Origin of the sequence: Halopelagius longus (assembly GCF_900100875.1) — an archaeon.
Classification (GTDB): Archaea; Halobacteriota; Halobacteria; order Halobacteriales; family Haloferacaceae; genus Halopelagius; species Halopelagius longus.
This window is the reverse complement of sequence record NZ_FNKQ01000002.1, coordinates 37,106-52,125: the sequence shown is the minus strand read 5'-3', so window position 1 is coordinate 52,125 and position 15,020 is coordinate 37,106. Positions and strand designations below refer to the sequence as shown.

Annotated in this window: 11 protein-coding genes and 1 tRNA gene; 5 read left to right on the top strand and 7 right to left on the bottom strand. The window is 66.2% G+C overall.

What is annotated here, in order from left to right; all coding sequences use genetic code 11:
• Window positions 1-153: 153 nt before the first annotated feature.
• Window positions 154-2,079 (top strand): threonine--tRNA ligase, encoded by a 1,926-nt coding sequence (thrS, locus tag BLS11_RS06110; protein WP_092534638.1) that lies wholly within the window; start codon window positions 154-156, stop codon window positions 2,077-2,079.
• Window positions 2,080-2,653: 574 nt separating this feature from the next.
• On the opposite strand, the gene BLS11_RS06100 is transcribed toward thrS, so the two are convergent.
• The 3 genes from BLS11_RS06100 to BLS11_RS06090 form a co-directional block, all read right to left on the bottom strand.
• On the bottom strand, window positions 2,654-4,087 hold the full coding sequence (locus BLS11_RS06100) for a dienelactone hydrolase family protein (RefSeq protein ID WP_092534632.1): 1,434 nt from the start codon (window positions 4,085-4,087) through the stop codon (window positions 2,654-2,656).
• Window positions 4,088-4,155: 68 nt separating this feature from the next.
• Complete coding sequence (locus BLS11_RS06095; RefSeq protein ID WP_092534629.1) at window positions 4,156-5,433, bottom strand: MFS transporter; 1,278 nt, start codon at window positions 5,431-5,433, stop codon at window positions 4,156-4,158.
• A 62-nt stretch (window positions 5,434-5,495) separates the two neighbouring features.
• The gene (locus tag BLS11_RS06090) at window positions 5,496-6,455 is read right to left on the bottom strand and encodes a DMT family transporter (RefSeq protein WP_092534626.1); all 960 of its coding nucleotides are present in this window, start codon (window positions 6,453-6,455) and stop codon (window positions 5,496-5,498) included.
• 206 nt (window positions 6,456-6,661) lie between these two features.
• Between BLS11_RS06090 and BLS11_RS06085 the strand changes: the two genes are divergently transcribed.
• Window positions 6,662-7,153 carry an Lrp/AsnC family transcriptional regulator gene (locus BLS11_RS06085; RefSeq protein ID WP_092534623.1) on the top strand — a complete coding sequence of 164 codons (492 nt, stop codon included), beginning with the start codon at window positions 6,662-6,664 and terminating at the stop codon, window positions 7,151-7,153.
• Window positions 7,154-7,284: 131 nt separating this feature from the next.
• Complete coding sequence (locus BLS11_RS06080) at window positions 7,285-7,638, top strand: DUF7999 family protein (RefSeq protein ID WP_175454392.1); 354 nt, start codon at window positions 7,285-7,287, stop codon at window positions 7,636-7,638.
• Between the two features lie 476 nt (window positions 7,639-8,114).
• Here BLS11_RS06080 and BLS11_RS06075 read toward each other — a convergent pair.
• A tRNA-Lys gene (locus BLS11_RS06075) sits at window positions 8,115-8,188 on the bottom strand.
• 152 nt (window positions 8,189-8,340) lie between these two features.
• On the opposite strand from BLS11_RS06075, the gene BLS11_RS06070 reads away from it, so the two are divergent.
• The gene (locus tag BLS11_RS06070) at window positions 8,341-9,795 is read left to right on the top strand and encodes a DHH family phosphoesterase (RefSeq protein WP_092534620.1); all 1,455 of its coding nucleotides are present in this window, start codon (window positions 8,341-8,343) and stop codon (window positions 9,793-9,795) included.
• Between the two features lie 8 nt (window positions 9,796-9,803).
• On the opposite strand, the gene BLS11_RS06065 is transcribed toward BLS11_RS06070, so the two are convergent.
• The 3 genes from BLS11_RS06065 to BLS11_RS06055 form a co-directional block, all read right to left on the bottom strand.
• Window positions 9,804-10,100 (bottom strand): PRC-barrel domain-containing protein, encoded by a 297-nt coding sequence (locus tag BLS11_RS06065; RefSeq protein ID WP_092534617.1) that lies wholly within the window; start codon window positions 10,098-10,100, stop codon window positions 9,804-9,806.
• 178 nt (window positions 10,101-10,278) lie between these two features.
• Window positions 10,279-12,498 carry an LUD domain-containing protein gene (locus BLS11_RS06060; RefSeq protein WP_092534614.1) on the bottom strand — a complete coding sequence of 740 codons (2,220 nt, stop codon included), beginning with the start codon at window positions 12,496-12,498 and terminating at the stop codon, window positions 10,279-10,281.
• Window positions 12,491-12,994, bottom strand: a complete 504-nt coding sequence (locus BLS11_RS06055; protein WP_092534611.1) for a LutC/YkgG family protein — start codon at window positions 12,992-12,994, stop codon at window positions 12,491-12,493. The genes BLS11_RS06060 and BLS11_RS06055 overlap by 8 nt, the downstream gene beginning before the upstream one ends.
• A gap of 261 nt (window positions 12,995-13,255) precedes the next feature.
• Between BLS11_RS06055 and BLS11_RS06050 the strand changes: the two genes are divergently transcribed.
• The gene (locus tag BLS11_RS06050; RefSeq protein WP_092534608.1) at window positions 13,256-14,989 is read left to right on the top strand and encodes an L-lactate permease; all 1,734 of its coding nucleotides are present in this window, start codon (window positions 13,256-13,258) and stop codon (window positions 14,987-14,989) included.
• Window positions 14,990-15,020: the final 31 nt, after the last annotated feature.

Genomic DNA, 15,020 nt, shown 5'->3' with positions numbered 1-15,020 from the left:
CGCGGTTCGGCCGGACCGCGGGGGACGGCGAGTCTCGAACGTCCTCGACGCCGGGGTGCGCCCGGCTTCACGTCGCGAAACCGGTCACCCGCCCGTGGGAACCCGTGGCGGCACTCAAAAACACTTATTCGTGCGCTCCGACTCCCACCGCATATGAGTGAAATCGTTGTGACGCTCCCCGACGGCACGGAGTTACCCGTCGAGGAGGGGGCGACGGTCGAAGACGTCGCGTACGAAATCGGACCCGGTCTCGGGGCCGACACCGTGGCGGGCGTCGTCGACGGCGAACTCGTGGACAAGGCGTCGCCGGTCCGCGACGGGGCCACCGTCGTCATCGTCACGGACCAGAGCGACGAGTATCTGGACGTCCTCCGCCACTCGGCCGCGCACGTCTTCGCGCAGGCGCTTCAGCGACTGTACCCGGAGGCGAAACTCGCCATCGGCCCGCCGACGGACGAGGGGTTCTACTACGACGTGACGGGCGTCGAGTTGGACCAAGAGGACCTCGCGGAGATAGAAGCGGAGATGGAGACCATCGTCGAGGAGGACCTCGACATCGAGCGTGAACTGCTCTCCCGCGAGGAGGCCTTAGAGAAGTACGAGGACAACCCCTACAAACGCGACATCTTGGAGAACGAGGCGGCCGACGAGGACCCCGTCTCCTTCTTCGTGCAAGGGGAGTTCGAGGACCTCTGTAAGGGCCCGCACGTCGAATCGACGGGCGAAATCGGCGCGGTCGAACTGCTCAACATCTCCTCCGCGTACTGGCGCGGCGACGAGGACAACGAGACGCTGACGCGCGTCTACGGGACGGCGTTCGAGTCGGAGTCGGACCTCGAACGGTTCCTCGAACGGCGCGAGGAGGCCAAAGAGCGCGACCACCGGAAGATAGGCGGCGAGATGGACCTCTTCTCCATCCCCGAGGTGACGGGGCCGGGACTTCCGCTCTACCACCCGAGCGGCAAGCGCATCCTCAACGAACTGTCGGACTACGCCGAGTCTTTGAACCTCGACGCCGACTACGAACCCGTCGAGACGCCGCACCTCTTCCGGACGGAACTGTGGAAGCAGTCGGGCCACTACGACAACTACGTCGACGACATGTTCCTCCTCGACGTCAACGACGAGGAGTACGGCCTGAAGCCGATGAACTGCCCGGGCCACGCGACCATCTTCGACCAGCACTCGTGGTCGTACCGCGACCTGCCGGTGCGCTACTTCGAGGACGGGAAGGTGTACCGCAAGGAGCAACGCGGCGAACTCTCCGGTCTCTCCCGCGTCTGGTCGTTCACCATCGACGACGGCCACCTGTTCTGCCGCCCCGAGCAGATAGAACAGGAGATTCGGCAGGTGATGGACTCCATCTTCGAGGTGCTGGAGACGTTCGGACTCGACGCGCACGTCGCGCTCGCGACGCGCCCCGAGAAGTCCGTCGGCAGCGACGAAATCTGGGAACAGGCCGAGACGCAACTGCGCTCGGTGCTGGAGAACCAGAACATCGACTACGACCTCGAACCCGGCGACGGCGCGTTCTACGGGCCGAAGATAGACTTCTCCTTCGAGGACGCCCTCGGGCGCAACTGGGACGGCCCGACGGTGCAGGTGGACTTCAACATGCCCGAGCGGTTCGACCTCACCTACACGGGCGAGGACAACGAGGAGCACCGTCCGGTGATGATCCACCGCGCGCTCTACGGCAGTTACGAGCGCTTCTTCATGGTGCTCGTCGAGCACTTCAACGGGAAGTTCCCGCTCTGGCTGGCGCCCGAACAGGTGCGCATCCTCCCCATCAGCGACGACCAACTCGGCTACGCCCACCGCGTGAAGAACGAACTCGGCGACTTCCGCGTCGACGTCGAGGACCGGTCGTGGACGCTCGGTCGGAAGATTCGCGAAGCCCAAGAGGACCGCGTCCCCTACATGATAATCGTCGGCGGCGACGAGGAGGAGGCCGGAACCATCTCCGTGCGCGACCGGAAAGAGCGGGAACAGCAGGACGTTACGGTCGAGGAGTTCCGCGACCACCTCCAGTCGGAGTACGAAGAGAAGCGCATCGAACCCGACTTCCTCGACGAGTAACCCGTCGAGCGGTCGGATTCGCCTCGTTTTCTACCGTCGTCGCGGCGAACCGCCGCGGGGGTCGTTTCGACGGTACCGCACCCGTCGGCTCGCGGGGTGCCGCCCGTCGGTCCGTCCGTCTCGTCCCGCCCGGAGGGACGAGAAGTCGGTCGTCACCTCGCTCACCAGACCGGCGCGAGCATGAAGGCGAGCGTCAACCCGGTCAGCGCGACGCACGCCTTCGCGAGCGCTCGCCGGAGGTGGCGTTTGATTTCCGAGATTACACTCATCGTCCGACGTTCCGCAGAGTCGTCCGAGGCCATACTCACCGTCCGACGTTCCGTGGCTCGTTCGTGTTCTTGCATACGGGGCACCTCCCGGCATCCGTACCGGGGCTGTGTACTCGTGACATGGGAGAGAAGCCGGATAAACGCCGCCGACGGTTGGACGAATGAAACGTTCGAAACCGGGGGGTCGCCCGCTCGGGATACCCCTGGTCACGTCCGGCGATTACGCGGGAGTTAGCCCGTGAAACAGTTTCAAAGGGAGAACTTAGCGGACGGGGAATCGGAGCGTTCCGTCGCGTCAGGTACCCTCAGGCGGTCGCTCCCGTCTCCGTCTGCATCGTCTGTCGGTCGAGTTCGCGCGTCACCGCCCGCCGGTACGAATCGCCGCGAATCAGGCGGGTGCGGACGCCGACGTGACCGCAGTCCCACTCGGTGACGTTCCGGCGGGGGAGTCGCCACCGCCGGACGAGGGCCTCCGTCGTCTCCGCGGGGGCGGTTTCGTCCGCCGCCCCGTAGAAGGCGAGAATCCGCTCGGGGTTTACCGCCGGTTCCGCGGGCGGGTTCAGAAGGGGCGCGAAGTCGCGCAGGCGGCGACCCGTCCACCCGGCGGCCGAGAGGGCGTCGCCCAAATCGAGGGCTTCGTACAGGTCGCTCGACGTGATGGTCTGGTCTACCGCGCCCGGCGCGCCGACGGGCGCGGCGAACTCCGGGCGCATCGACTCGGGCCACAGGTCGCACCGCCCGGCGACGTGGAGTGCGACGGTGCCGCCGAGTCCGACACCGCCGACGCCGACGCGCGGCGCGCCCTCCGTCCGCGCCCAATCGACGAAGACGCCCGCCTCCTTCGACGCCGCGGCGTAGAGTTCGAACATCCCGATGGGCGCGCGGGCGAGAGCCGGTTCGCCGCTGTAACTCCCGCGCGGTTCGCGGTGGGCGTGCCACGGCGCGTCGGGGAGGACGACGCGGTACCCCTCGCGCGCGAGGCGGCGGCCGACGGCCTCCTCCTCGGGCCAGTAGCGGAGCAGGTCGCCGAGCGACGCGAGTCCGGAGTAGAACACGAACGTCGGCAGTGCGCCCTCGGCGTCGTCAGGTTCGTAGACGCGCGCGGTGGCGGTGTCGCCGACGTGGAGCGCCGGCGTCTCGAAGCGAAGTCTGAACTCCGTCGTCCCCGGACCGGCCACCGTCGCCGACCGGGTGACGCGCGGAAGCGCCTCCGTCACCGTGGCGTCGGAGAAGCCGTAGAGGCGTTCGGGTTCGGCGAGTTCGTGCGCCCACTTCTCCGCGGCGGCGTCCGGGTCGGGCACGTCGTACTTCACCGGCGGGACGTAGTGGCCCCGCGCGAGGAAGCCGAACACGTCGTTCGGGCGGGCGTGCGCCTCGGAGATGCGCCGTCGCTCGCGTTCGAGTTCGACCCGTTGGTCCGGACCGGCCTCGACGTCGCCCCAGAAGACGGCCTCCCAGCGTTCGAGCAGTTCCTCGTACGCCTCGCGGACGTCGGCGTACCGCGCGAGGGCCGTCTCTATCCTGTCGTGGAGGTGCGGGGCCGGGGGCGCGTCCGCCTCGCGAAGGAACGCCGCCGGACCCGACCCGAGGGCCACGTCCGCCGCCGCACGGACGCGGTACCCGGCGAACTTTCGGGGGAGCGAACGCGTCTTCAGCGACTCGAACGGCCGAGTCGCCGTAACCGAACCGAGGGGCGACGCGAGGAGTCGCTGTCTCGGGGGAGTGCTGAGTCGGTCCATACGTTCGCTACGGGTGAGAGCGTATTGACACTAGGCCCGGAGCGCTCGGACGACGACTCCTCGCGGCGTCACCACTCGGCGAGCGCGCGGGTGCCGAAGTCGCGGACGAGGACGGCGAGGAAGGTGAGGACGCCGGTGAGGGCGAACAGACCGCCCACGTAGAACACCCACTCCATGCCGACGTCGGCCATGAGGTAGCCGCCGAGCAGGGGCGCGGCGACGCTTCCGGGCCGCCAGAGCAGGTCGCGGATGCCGAACGAGGCGGCGACGCCGCCGTCTTCGGTTCCCTCGTCGGCGAACAGCGCCATGCTCGCGGGTTCGCGGAGGCTGTCGGCGACGCCGAGGAGTCCCGAAAGGCCGACGAGGGGGAGGAACGCGGGCGAGAGAGGACCGAGAATCGGGAGCGCGCCGGGGAGTCCGAGCGCGGTTCCGATGACCGGCGAGAACGGGACGCAGAGGGCGACGAGTCCGTAGCACCCGCCGCCGACGAAGACGAACGCCGCCCGGCCGTACTCGTCGGAGTAGCGGCCCATCGTGGGCTGAAACAGCATGTTCGTGAACTTCTCCGCGACGACGGTGACGGAGACGGCGAGGCCGCCGTAGGCGAGTCCGCCGCTCGCGGCGGCCACTCCGGCGTAGATGGGGACCCACGTCCGGACGAGGGTGACCGCGACGGCGTACTGCGTCCGGAACGTCGCTATCGTGAGGATGCGCCGGTTGAGAGCGAGGTCGGAGAAGGGGAAACCGCGGATGGTCGTCTCGTCGGGGTCGAGGAAGAACCAGACGCCGACCGTCGCCACGGAGAGGAGGGCGACGATTATCGAGAAGATGGGCGAGAAGCCGAGGGCGTCGTACAGGAGGCCGGCGGAGATGCTCCCGAGGATGGACGCCGCGAAGGAAGCGGCGTTGGCCTTCCCGATGCGGTTCGCCCGCGTCCCGGCTTCCGCGAGTTCGCCGACGAGGGCCAGAGACATGAGGCTCGCACCCGTGACGGCGACGCCCTGCAACGCCCGCGCGAGGATGAACGAGAGGCTCGAATCGACGAGGGGGAAGAGACCGTACGCGACTGCGCCGAGGAGGAGCGTCCCGAGGAGAACGTTCCGCTTGTCGAATCGGTCGCCCGCCCACGCGAGGGGGACCACGGCGGCCGTCTGCGCCAGCGTGAACCCCGTCGTGAACATCCCGATGACGAACCCCGCACCGAGCGTGACTCCCAGAACCGTCACCGCCGAGGGGTCGAGGACGTTGATGTACTTCCCGAGGAGGGTGACGAGCGTGATGAAGCCGAATCCGCCGGCGAATCGAGTGAGGTAGAGCGAGTAAAACTGCAGCGTATCCCGGTTCACGCCGGAGATGTACGCAACTGGCGAAAGTTAGTTTCGGTTCGGAAATCGACGACCGCCCGCCCTCAGTCGGCGTCGTACCCGTGCGACGACGGAGTGGCGGGGTCGGTGAGTCCGAGTCGGGTGCGAAGCGCGTCGCGCTTGACGAGTGCGAACCCGGCGAAGACGGCGACGAACCCGACGAGGGTCTGCGCGCCGACGACGTGGTCCAGAACCGCCCAACTCACCGTCGAGGCGACGACCGGTTCGAGGTAGCCGATGAGGTTTATCTCGGTGGCCCCGACGCGGTCCAACAGCGTGAAGTAGATGAGGAAGGCGACGACGCCGGAGACGAGCGTCAGGTACGCCAGAGAGACGACGGCGGGGAACGTCCACTCGATGCTCGCGGGCGACTCGCCGCGGGCGGCCGCCGCCGCAAAGAGGATGCCCGCCCCGAGGAGCATCGCCCACCCCTGCATCGACTCGATGGGGAGACTGACGCGGAGGGGGCGGGTGAGAACCGCGCCGAGGGCGAACGTCGCGCACCCGAGGAAGATGAGGCCGATACCGAGGATGTCCGCAGACAGGAGGTTCGCCGGGTCGGGGTCGGCGACGACGACGACGCCCGCGATGCCGAGGAGGAAGCCGAGCGCACCGAACCGGTCGAGCGACTCGTCGAGGATGAGAGCGGCGAAGACGGCCGTCAGAACCGGCGAGAGGCTGACGACCACCGAGGAGATGGCGCCCGGAACGTGCATCTGCCCGAGATAGAGGAGGCCGTGGTAGATGCCGATGATGAGGCCGCCGGCGACGAGAACGCTCGCTACCTCGTCACGCCCGCGCGGGAGCAGCCTGTCGGCGGTGACGGCGGCGTACGCGAGGATTATCGCGCCGGCCGCCGCGTAGCGAACGCCCGCGAACAGCATCGGCGGGAAGTGCGGTAGTCCGACTTCGATAGCGACGAACGAGGTGCCCCAGAAGCACGCGAGCGTGAGAAACAACGCCGCGTCGCGTCCTGCAGAACCGAATCGAGAGAGTGGATTCATCGAGGTGTCTCTTCCGTCTGGGACGGTGGTTGTTAAACCTGTCTACAACAGATTGCTCTGAATTGAATTTGAATACAATCAAACGCGAATTTGGTTACTGAAAGATCGATACAAACGGTGTGCGTGAGAGGAACCAGCAAGGGGTTCCGCCGGTCCGAGAGCGGTGGATGTTAAGCGACCGGAGACGAATCGTCGCGTAACCGGTCATGGACGAACGCGACATCCGCCTGCTGAAGGCTATCGCCGACTTGGAGACGGGGAGCCCCGAGAAACTCCACGAGGAGACGGACATCCCCGTCTCGACCATCCACTATCGACTGAACAACCTCCGCGAGGCGGGTATCATCGAGAACGACCTCTACGACATCGACGTCGAGGAGGTGGGACTCGGTGTCACCGTCCTCGTCGAGATCCTCGCCGACTACAGCGGGTCCCACCACGACTTCGAGGAGAAGATACTGGACGTCGAGGGCGTGACGCAGGCGTACTTCACCATGGGCGAGACGGACTTCATCGTCGTCGCGCACCTCTCGGGGCGGGAGATGGTCGAGCGTCTCATCACCGACTTCGAGACGATAGAGGAGGTTCAGCGGACGAACTCCACGTTCGTCATCTCGACGCTCCGGGACAGTCACCGGGTGCTTCAGAACTACAGTTTGGAGACGCTCTTGGACGAACTGCTCGACGACGAGGCGTAGGGAGAACCGTCCCTCCCGCGGAGTTGACACTCAGTTATCATCACTATCGATACAACTATTCTTAATTTCCAGAAGTAAACTTGCGATGGCCAAAAGAGAGTTTATGGAGGTAGGAGCCGACAGAGACTAGTATGAGCCAAAACATCACCCCGGCGACAGGAGACGTACGCGCGGTTCGAATCGTCTGGCCGATGAACGACCACGGCGCGATGACGGTCAGAGTCGAGTCGGACAGCGAGGTTCGGCAGGTGGTCGAGTGCGAGTCCGACGAGGTTCGGGAGACGCTCGAACGGTTGCCCGCGGGGACGACGCTTCCGTTGAAGATGGAGTCCGTCGGCATGCGCGGCAACGCGTGGCGCGCGGTGGAACTCGTCGACGACCGCCGGGTGACCGATACGGCGTCGTCACGGACCGAGTACCGCGCGGAGCAGAAGTACGCTCCCGACGGCGAGGCAAGCGAGCAGCAGGAAACTGCCCAAGCCTGACGGAACCGCGCTCAGAGACGGGGTGAGTGACGCCGTCGCGACGGCGGCGGCGACGAGGCGTTCGTTGACGCCCTTTATCGCGCCGAATACGGCGACGAGTGCGACCGCGACGACGAAAAGGACGACTCCCGTTCTATCTTCCGGCGGCATTTCCTCCCTCTCGTTCGGAGAGACACCTAAACCAGTCGAAACTGTCGGAAGCGGTGAGAGTCTCGACGCGGCGGGTGACGCCGGGGGAATGTCGTTCCCGACGGACCGCCGCCTTGCGGTTTTTACTGGAAACGCGGTGTGCATCGGCGCGGCGGACGCTCCGCGTTCGCCGGGGTGACGAGAGAGACAGGAGACGACTTCGCTCTCGAACGAACGGAAACGGGCCGGGAGGGAGTTGAACCGCGCCGAGACTCGCTTCGTCTCGTCTGGTTCGACTCCCCCCTCCGCGCCTCGACACTGCTCGCTGTCGCTCGCCGGTCTACGTACGGGCCGGGAGGGAGTTGAACCCCCGACCGTCTGATTAAGAGTCAGACGCTCTACCTAACTGAGCTACCGGCCCTCGCAATTTCTCGTAACGGAGGGGTAACTAAATGTGTTTCCTTTCGGTCCGGTGCGGACGGCGGTACGGGCCGCGGAGAACCGCCGACGGAGCGTCCCGGCACTCGTCGAAACGGGTGCTGTTAAGTGTCGTCCGACAGAATTGCAAGTAACATGAGCGCTGGGGTCACTATCTCCTCGATGTCTACCTACGCAATCTTGGGGTGCGGGAGCGTGGGTCACGCGGTGGCCGAGGAGTTAGCGGAGGAGGGCAAGAGCGTGCTCATCCTCGACAAAGACGAGAGTCGGGTCGAGGCACTCCGCGACCAAGATTTGAACGCGCAGACGACCGACATCGCCGACCCGGCCGTCGCGGAGGTGGTGACGGACCGGGACGTGGTTCTCATCCTCTCGTCGGACGTCGAGGCGAACAAGGCGGCCGTCTCCGCGATTCGGGAGAGCGGCGGCGAGCAGTTCATCGTCGTCCGGGCCTCCGACCCCGTCTCGGAGGACGAACTCTCCGAACTGGGGGCGGACGTCGTCATCAACCCCTCGGAGGTCATCGCCGACTCCGCGCTTCGGTCGCTCGAATCGGGCGAGTTAGAGTACAAGGCGCGGCAGTTGGCCGAACTCCTGGAGGGGACGAACGACGGACTGGCCATCCTCACCCACGACAACCCCGACCCCGACTCCATCGCCAGCGCCGTGGCTTTGCAAGCAATCGCGTCGGAGCACAACCTCGAATCTGACATCCTCTACGACGGCGAAATCGGCCACCAAGAGAACCGCGCCTTCGTCAACCTCCTCGGCATCGAACTCGTCCGACTCGCCGACGCGCCGCCCCTCTCGGAGTACGGCGCGGTGGCCCTCGTAGACCACATGAAGTCCTCCGAACCGGAGGTCACAGCCGAGATAGACATCTTCATCGACCACTTCGAACCGGGCGAGGACATCGACGCGGCGTTCATGGACGTGCGGCCGAACGTCTCCTCGACCTCGACCATCCTCACGAAGTACATTCAGGAGTTCGACCTCAGTCCGAGCGAAGCGGTCGCGACCGCTCTGCTGTACGGCATCCGCTCCGAGACGCTGGACTTCAAGCGGGAGACGACGCCCGCGGACCTCACCGCGGCGGCGTACCTCTACCCGTTCGCGAACCACGACACCCTCGAACAGGTGGAGTCGCCCTCCATGTCCGCCGAGACGCTGGACGTGCTGGCGGAGGCGATTCAGAACCGCGAGGTACAGGGGAGTCACCTCGTCTCGAACGCGGGGTTCATCCGCGACAGGGACGCGTTGGGGCAGGCCGCCCAACACCTCCTGAAGCTCGAAGGCATCACGACGACGGCGGTGTTCGGCATCGCCGACGACAACATCTACCTCTCGGCTCGGTCGAAGGACATCCGGATGAACATCGGGAAGGTCCTGCAGGACGCCTTCGAGGACATCGGCGACGCGGGCGGCCACTCCACGCAGGGGTCCGTCGAGATTCCGCTCGGCATCTTCACCGGCATCGAGACGAACGAGGACAACCGCGGCACCCTGTTGAAACTGACCGAGGAGGCCGTCCGCAGAAAGCTCTTCGAGGCGATGGGCGTCGAAAGTTCCGAGAGCAGTAACGGAAGCTGAGGACCGAATCAGGCGATAGCCGAGCTCTCTTCTTCCTCTTCGGGGTCTTTCAGCCGTTCGACCACGTCGTTGATGAGGATGACGTCGCCGACGGCGCGTACCCAGCGGTACGGGATGAGTACGCCCTTCCCGGGGTCGATGCGGTCTCTGAACAGTTCGTCGTTGAGTGCCGTGAGTGCGAGTCCCGTGACAGACTGTCGGTCGAGGTCGAGTCGGATGTCTTCGACTTCCCCGACGAACACCCCGTTGTTGGAGTAGACCTCGCGGCCGACAAGCGTCGTTATCTCTTCGGGGGTCCCGTCCATGTGCACTCTCTTGAAGTCATCCGACTTAATAGTTCGTAGCCTTCGCCGCGTCGGCCGCCGACGCGACGAGTCGCGGCAGACGGCCGTCAGACGCTCCTCCGGCCCTCTACGTCCGCTGGCGGCGACGAACCCGTCGAACGGCGAGCGACGACGAGGGGTCGGCCGCGCGGAGGCGACGCTACGGACGGTCCGGCGCGACCAACTCGACGGGGTGTCTGCTCGACCGGTCGAGAAGGGAGTCGAGTTGGTCGAGACAGGAGGTGCCGGAGGCGACGACGGTTCGGTCGCCGGCCTCTTCGGTCTCGAACTGCCGCTTGAGTTCGCCGCCGATGTCCATGCTGAGTTCGTAGTACTCAAATTTGTAGCCGAACGACCCTCCCATCCCGCAGCACTCGACGTCCGAGGTGAGCACGTCGTAGCCGAGGTGTTCGAGGACCGCCTCGGTGTATCCCTCCAGTCCGAGCGTCCGTTGCTGGCAGTGACTGTGGTAGGCGACGTCACCGTCGTCACCTCCGGCGGGCGGTTCGAGTGCGTCCGCGTCCGCCCCGTTCTCCAACAGGCCGAAGACGTACTCCATCACCTCGTAGGAGTTCTCCGAGAGGCGACGCTGGGCGTCCTCGGGGAGGAGTTTCTCGTACTCCCTGTCGAACATCGCGAGGTCCGAGGGTTCGATGACCACCACGTCGCGCCCGTCGTCGAGGTGCGGGTCGAGTCCGTCGTACACCTCGCGGGCGTGTTTCTCGGCCGTGGCAATCATCCCCTGCGAGAGGGGTGCCCGCCCCGACGAGGAGACGTCGGGGACGACCACGTCCACGCCGAGAGCCTCCAACGCCCTGACGGCCGCCTTCCCGCGTTCGACCTGCACGTGGTTCGTGTACAGGTCGGGGTAGAGGACGGCGCGTCGGACGGGCTCCCCGACGGTCGAATCGCGCTCGGAGAACCACTTTTTCAGCGTCTCGCGCTTGAACTCGGGCAGGTCGCGGCGCTTGTCGATGCCGAGCGTCTTCTCCATCAGCGACCGGGAGACGCCGAGGTCCGCCGCCCAGTTCGACGCCGGCGCGAGGGCGCTACCCACCTTCGCGGCGGTCTGGAAGTTGCCGAAGAACCGCTTTTGGACGTCGACGCCGCCGGGTTCCTCGTCCGGCGTCAACCCCTCGACCAACCAGTCGAGTTCCTGGCTTTTCCCGCGGTTGATCCGGTCGCGGACGACCGTGTTTATCCACGGGATGTCTATCTTCACCGGACAGGCGTTGACGCACCGGGAACAGCCCGTACAGAGGTCGTTGAACTCCGCGGCGGTGTCGAGGCCCTCGATTCCCGCCTCCCACCCGGTGGCGATGCCGCCGGAGTACGTCTCGCCGCCGAAGGCGTGCCCGCCGACGCTCTGGAAGTACGAACACGAGTTCGAACACGCCGAACACCGGATGCAGTAGAGCGTCTCCTTGAGGTGTTCGTCCTCGCGCATCTCCATGCGTCCGTTGTCGATGAGCACGAGGTGGAAGTCGCGGTCCGTCTCGCCGTCGGCTATCGGCGTCTCGGGGTCGTCGAAGTCGACGTTCGGCGCCCCCACCGGCGGCGTGAGAAGCGAGATGTAGGAGGTGATGTCCTGCCCCGTCCCGGACCGGCCGATGAGTTCGACGAACGGTTGGAGGTCCTCGACGGACGGAATCACCTTCTCGACGCCCGCGACGGCGACGTGGGTGTCCGTCGCGGCGACGGTCTTTCGCGCGTTGCCCTCGCTCGTGACGAGGGCCATCGTCCCGGTGTCTGCGGTGATGAAGTTCGCGCCCGTCATCCCCACGTCGGCGTCCTCGATGAGTTCGCCCAGATGTTCGCGGGCGAACATCGTCAGTTCCTCCGCCGTTTCCAGCGGTTCCTCGGGATCGAACACCTCGTTGAACAGGTCGGCGATGCCCTCCCTCGATTTGTGGATGGCGGGCGCGACGATGTGGGAGGGCGCTTCGTCGGCGACCTGAAGCACCCACTCGCCGAGGTCGGTCTCCACCACGTCCACGCCGTCGGCTTCGAGCGCCTCGTTTACGTCTATCTCCTCAGAGGTCATCGACTTCGACTTCACGACGCGGTCGGCCGCCCCCTCGTCGCACACCTCGCGGATGTACGCGTTGGCGTCCTCGGCGTCGTCCGCGAGGTACACCGTCCCGCCGTTTTCCTCGACGCTCTCCCGGAGTTCCTCGACGAGTTCCGGGAGGCGTTCGATGGCGTCCTCCTTGATGGCGCGGGCCTCGTCCTTCAGCGACTCGTAGTCGTCGAGGCGGGAGACGGAGTCGTACCGGCCGGCGTTGAACCCGCGGGTGTTCCGCGCGACGGCGTCGCCCTCGGTTTCGAGCAACTGCCGGATGTGCGCCGCCTTCGCCTCTCGGGACTCGCCTTTACTCATCGAGCATCACCACGTGGACGTCCTTCGGGCCGTGTGCGCCCTTCACCAGTGCGCCCATGTCCGCCGTCGCACTCGGTCCGGTGGCGATTATCGCGTCGTCGTTGCCGGCGCGGAACTCCTCGCCCAACCACGCGAACGCCTCCGGCATCCCGGGAACGACGTCCGACGCGCGGAGGACGGCGACGTGCGTCTCGGGGAAGAGACTCACCGGTTCCGACCCCTCGGGCGTCGAGGGGAGGACGACGCTTCCGTAGTCCGCGATGCCGATTCCGGCGGCGGTGACGCCCGTCTTCGCCTCCCGAAGGTCCGCCGGCGTCGGGTCGTCGTTCACCCACCCGGGGAGCGACACCCCCTCGAACGGGAGGGGGACGCCCACGGCGGGGGTCGAACACACCGCTTCGAGAACATCGGGAACGTCCTCGGCGGCGGCGCGCGTCCAACCGACTTCCAGACGTTCGAGCGACTCCTCGAACGTCGCGACCGTGCCAGTTTCCATGTGAATAGCTTGCAAACCTGGACAATTGACTCTTCGGGTCGGTTCGGGACCGCGCCGCCGACGGACGCCAGAGGGGCGCGACGCCGGCGACGCGCCGTTCGTCAGCATCTCCGACCAATCAGAATCGTGATTGCTAACGACAGAGATTTATCATTAACGACAGTTACATAGACCGATGTTACCCAGACTCATGCACGGAGTCGAACCGACCTCGGTTGGCACGGCCGAATCGGTCACGGAAGCGAGCGGAGGTGAACGCTGATGGCGACGGCGACGCAGTTGCTGTTGGCGGTACTGCCCCTCGCGACCATCGCCGTCCTGATGGTGGGGTTCTACTGGCCGGCGACGCGGGCGATGCCGGTCGCGTGGGTAGTCGCCATCGCCGCGGGGTTCGTCGGATGGGGGATGTCGCCGACGTGGATAGCCGCCTCGAGCATCCTCGGGTTCATCACCGCGACGAACATCCTCTACATCGTCTTCGGGGCGATACTGCTCCTGTACACACTGAAGCAGACGGGCGCGTTCGACGCGATAAACCGGGGTTTCGCCGCGATCAGCGACGACCGGCGCGTGCAGGTCGTCCTTCTGGTGTTCCTGATGGGGTCGTTCATCGAGGCGGCCGCCGGGTTCGGGACGCCGGCGGCCATCGTCGGTCCCCTTCTGGTCGGCCTCGGCTTCCCGCCGTTGGCCGCCGTCGTCGTCGCGTTGACGGGGAACCTGATGGCCATCACGTTCGGCGCCGTCGGCACGCCCCTCATCATCGGGATGATAGACGTCTTCGGGGACGTGCGTTTCATCAACGAGGCCGTCCAGTCGCAGGGGATGACCGTCGCCGAGTGGGTCGGCAACATCGCCGTCTTCGCCGCCACCTACCACGTCATCGTCGGCATCGCCGTCCCGTTCATCGGCGTGGCGATGATGACGCGCTTCTTCGGCGAGGAACGCTCCGTCAGACCGGCGTTAGAGGTGTTACCGCTGACGCTGTTCTCGTGGGCGTCGTTCGCCGTCCCGTACTGGCTGACGGCGTACTTCCTCGGACCGGAGTTCCCCGGCCTCATCGGCGCGATGGTCGGACTCGCGGTGACCGTCGGCGCTCTGAAGGCCGGCTACTTCCACCCGGACGACGACTGGGACTTCGGCCCCCGCGAGACGTGGCCCGACCACTGGGTCGGCGAGATCGAACCCGGAGAGACCCAACAGGGAGAACGGGACGTGGGCGTCGCCGCCGACGGCGGCGTCGCGCAGGCCCACCCCGGAGAGCAGATGTCGCTCCTGAAGGCGTGGACGCCGTACGCGCTACTGGCCGGACTCCTCGTGCTCACTCGGGTGTGGGAGCCGTTGGCGAACTTCCTGACGTCGACGCTCGTCTTGGAGTGGAACAACATCCTCGGGACGAGTCTCGGCGACAGCATCCAACTGCTGTACCTGCCGGGCGCGATGTTCCTCGCCGTCCACCTCGTGACGATTCCGTTCCACGGCATGAACGGCCGGGAGATAAAGGACGCGTGGATGGAGACGTTCGAGAAGATGGCGCCCGCCGTCGTCGCGTTGCTGTTCGCCGTCGCCACGGTGCAGATCATGCTCCAGTCCGGCGAGGCGACCGGTTCCGACGGGATGCTCATCGTCCTCTCGAACGCGATGGCCGACCTCACCGGCGCGTTCTACCCGTTCCTCGCGCCGTGGGTGGGCGCACTCGGCGCGTTCCTCGCCGGGTCCAACACCGTCTCGGACATCCTGTTCGGCACGTTCCAGTACGGCGTCGCCGACAGCATCGGCACGCCGAAGACGGTCATGCTGGGCGCGCAGGCGGTCGGCGGCGCTATCGGGAACCTCATCGCCGTCCACAACGTCGTCGCGGCCCTCGCCGTCGTCGGACTCGTCGGCCAAGAGGGCCGGGTCATCCGACTGGAACTCATCCCGTTGGTGTACTACGCGACGTTCACCGGGCTGTTGGCGTTGCTGTTCAGTTACGTCCTCTTCCCCGGGACGTTCTGACGGGGGCGACCCGTCCGGAACCTCTCGCGGG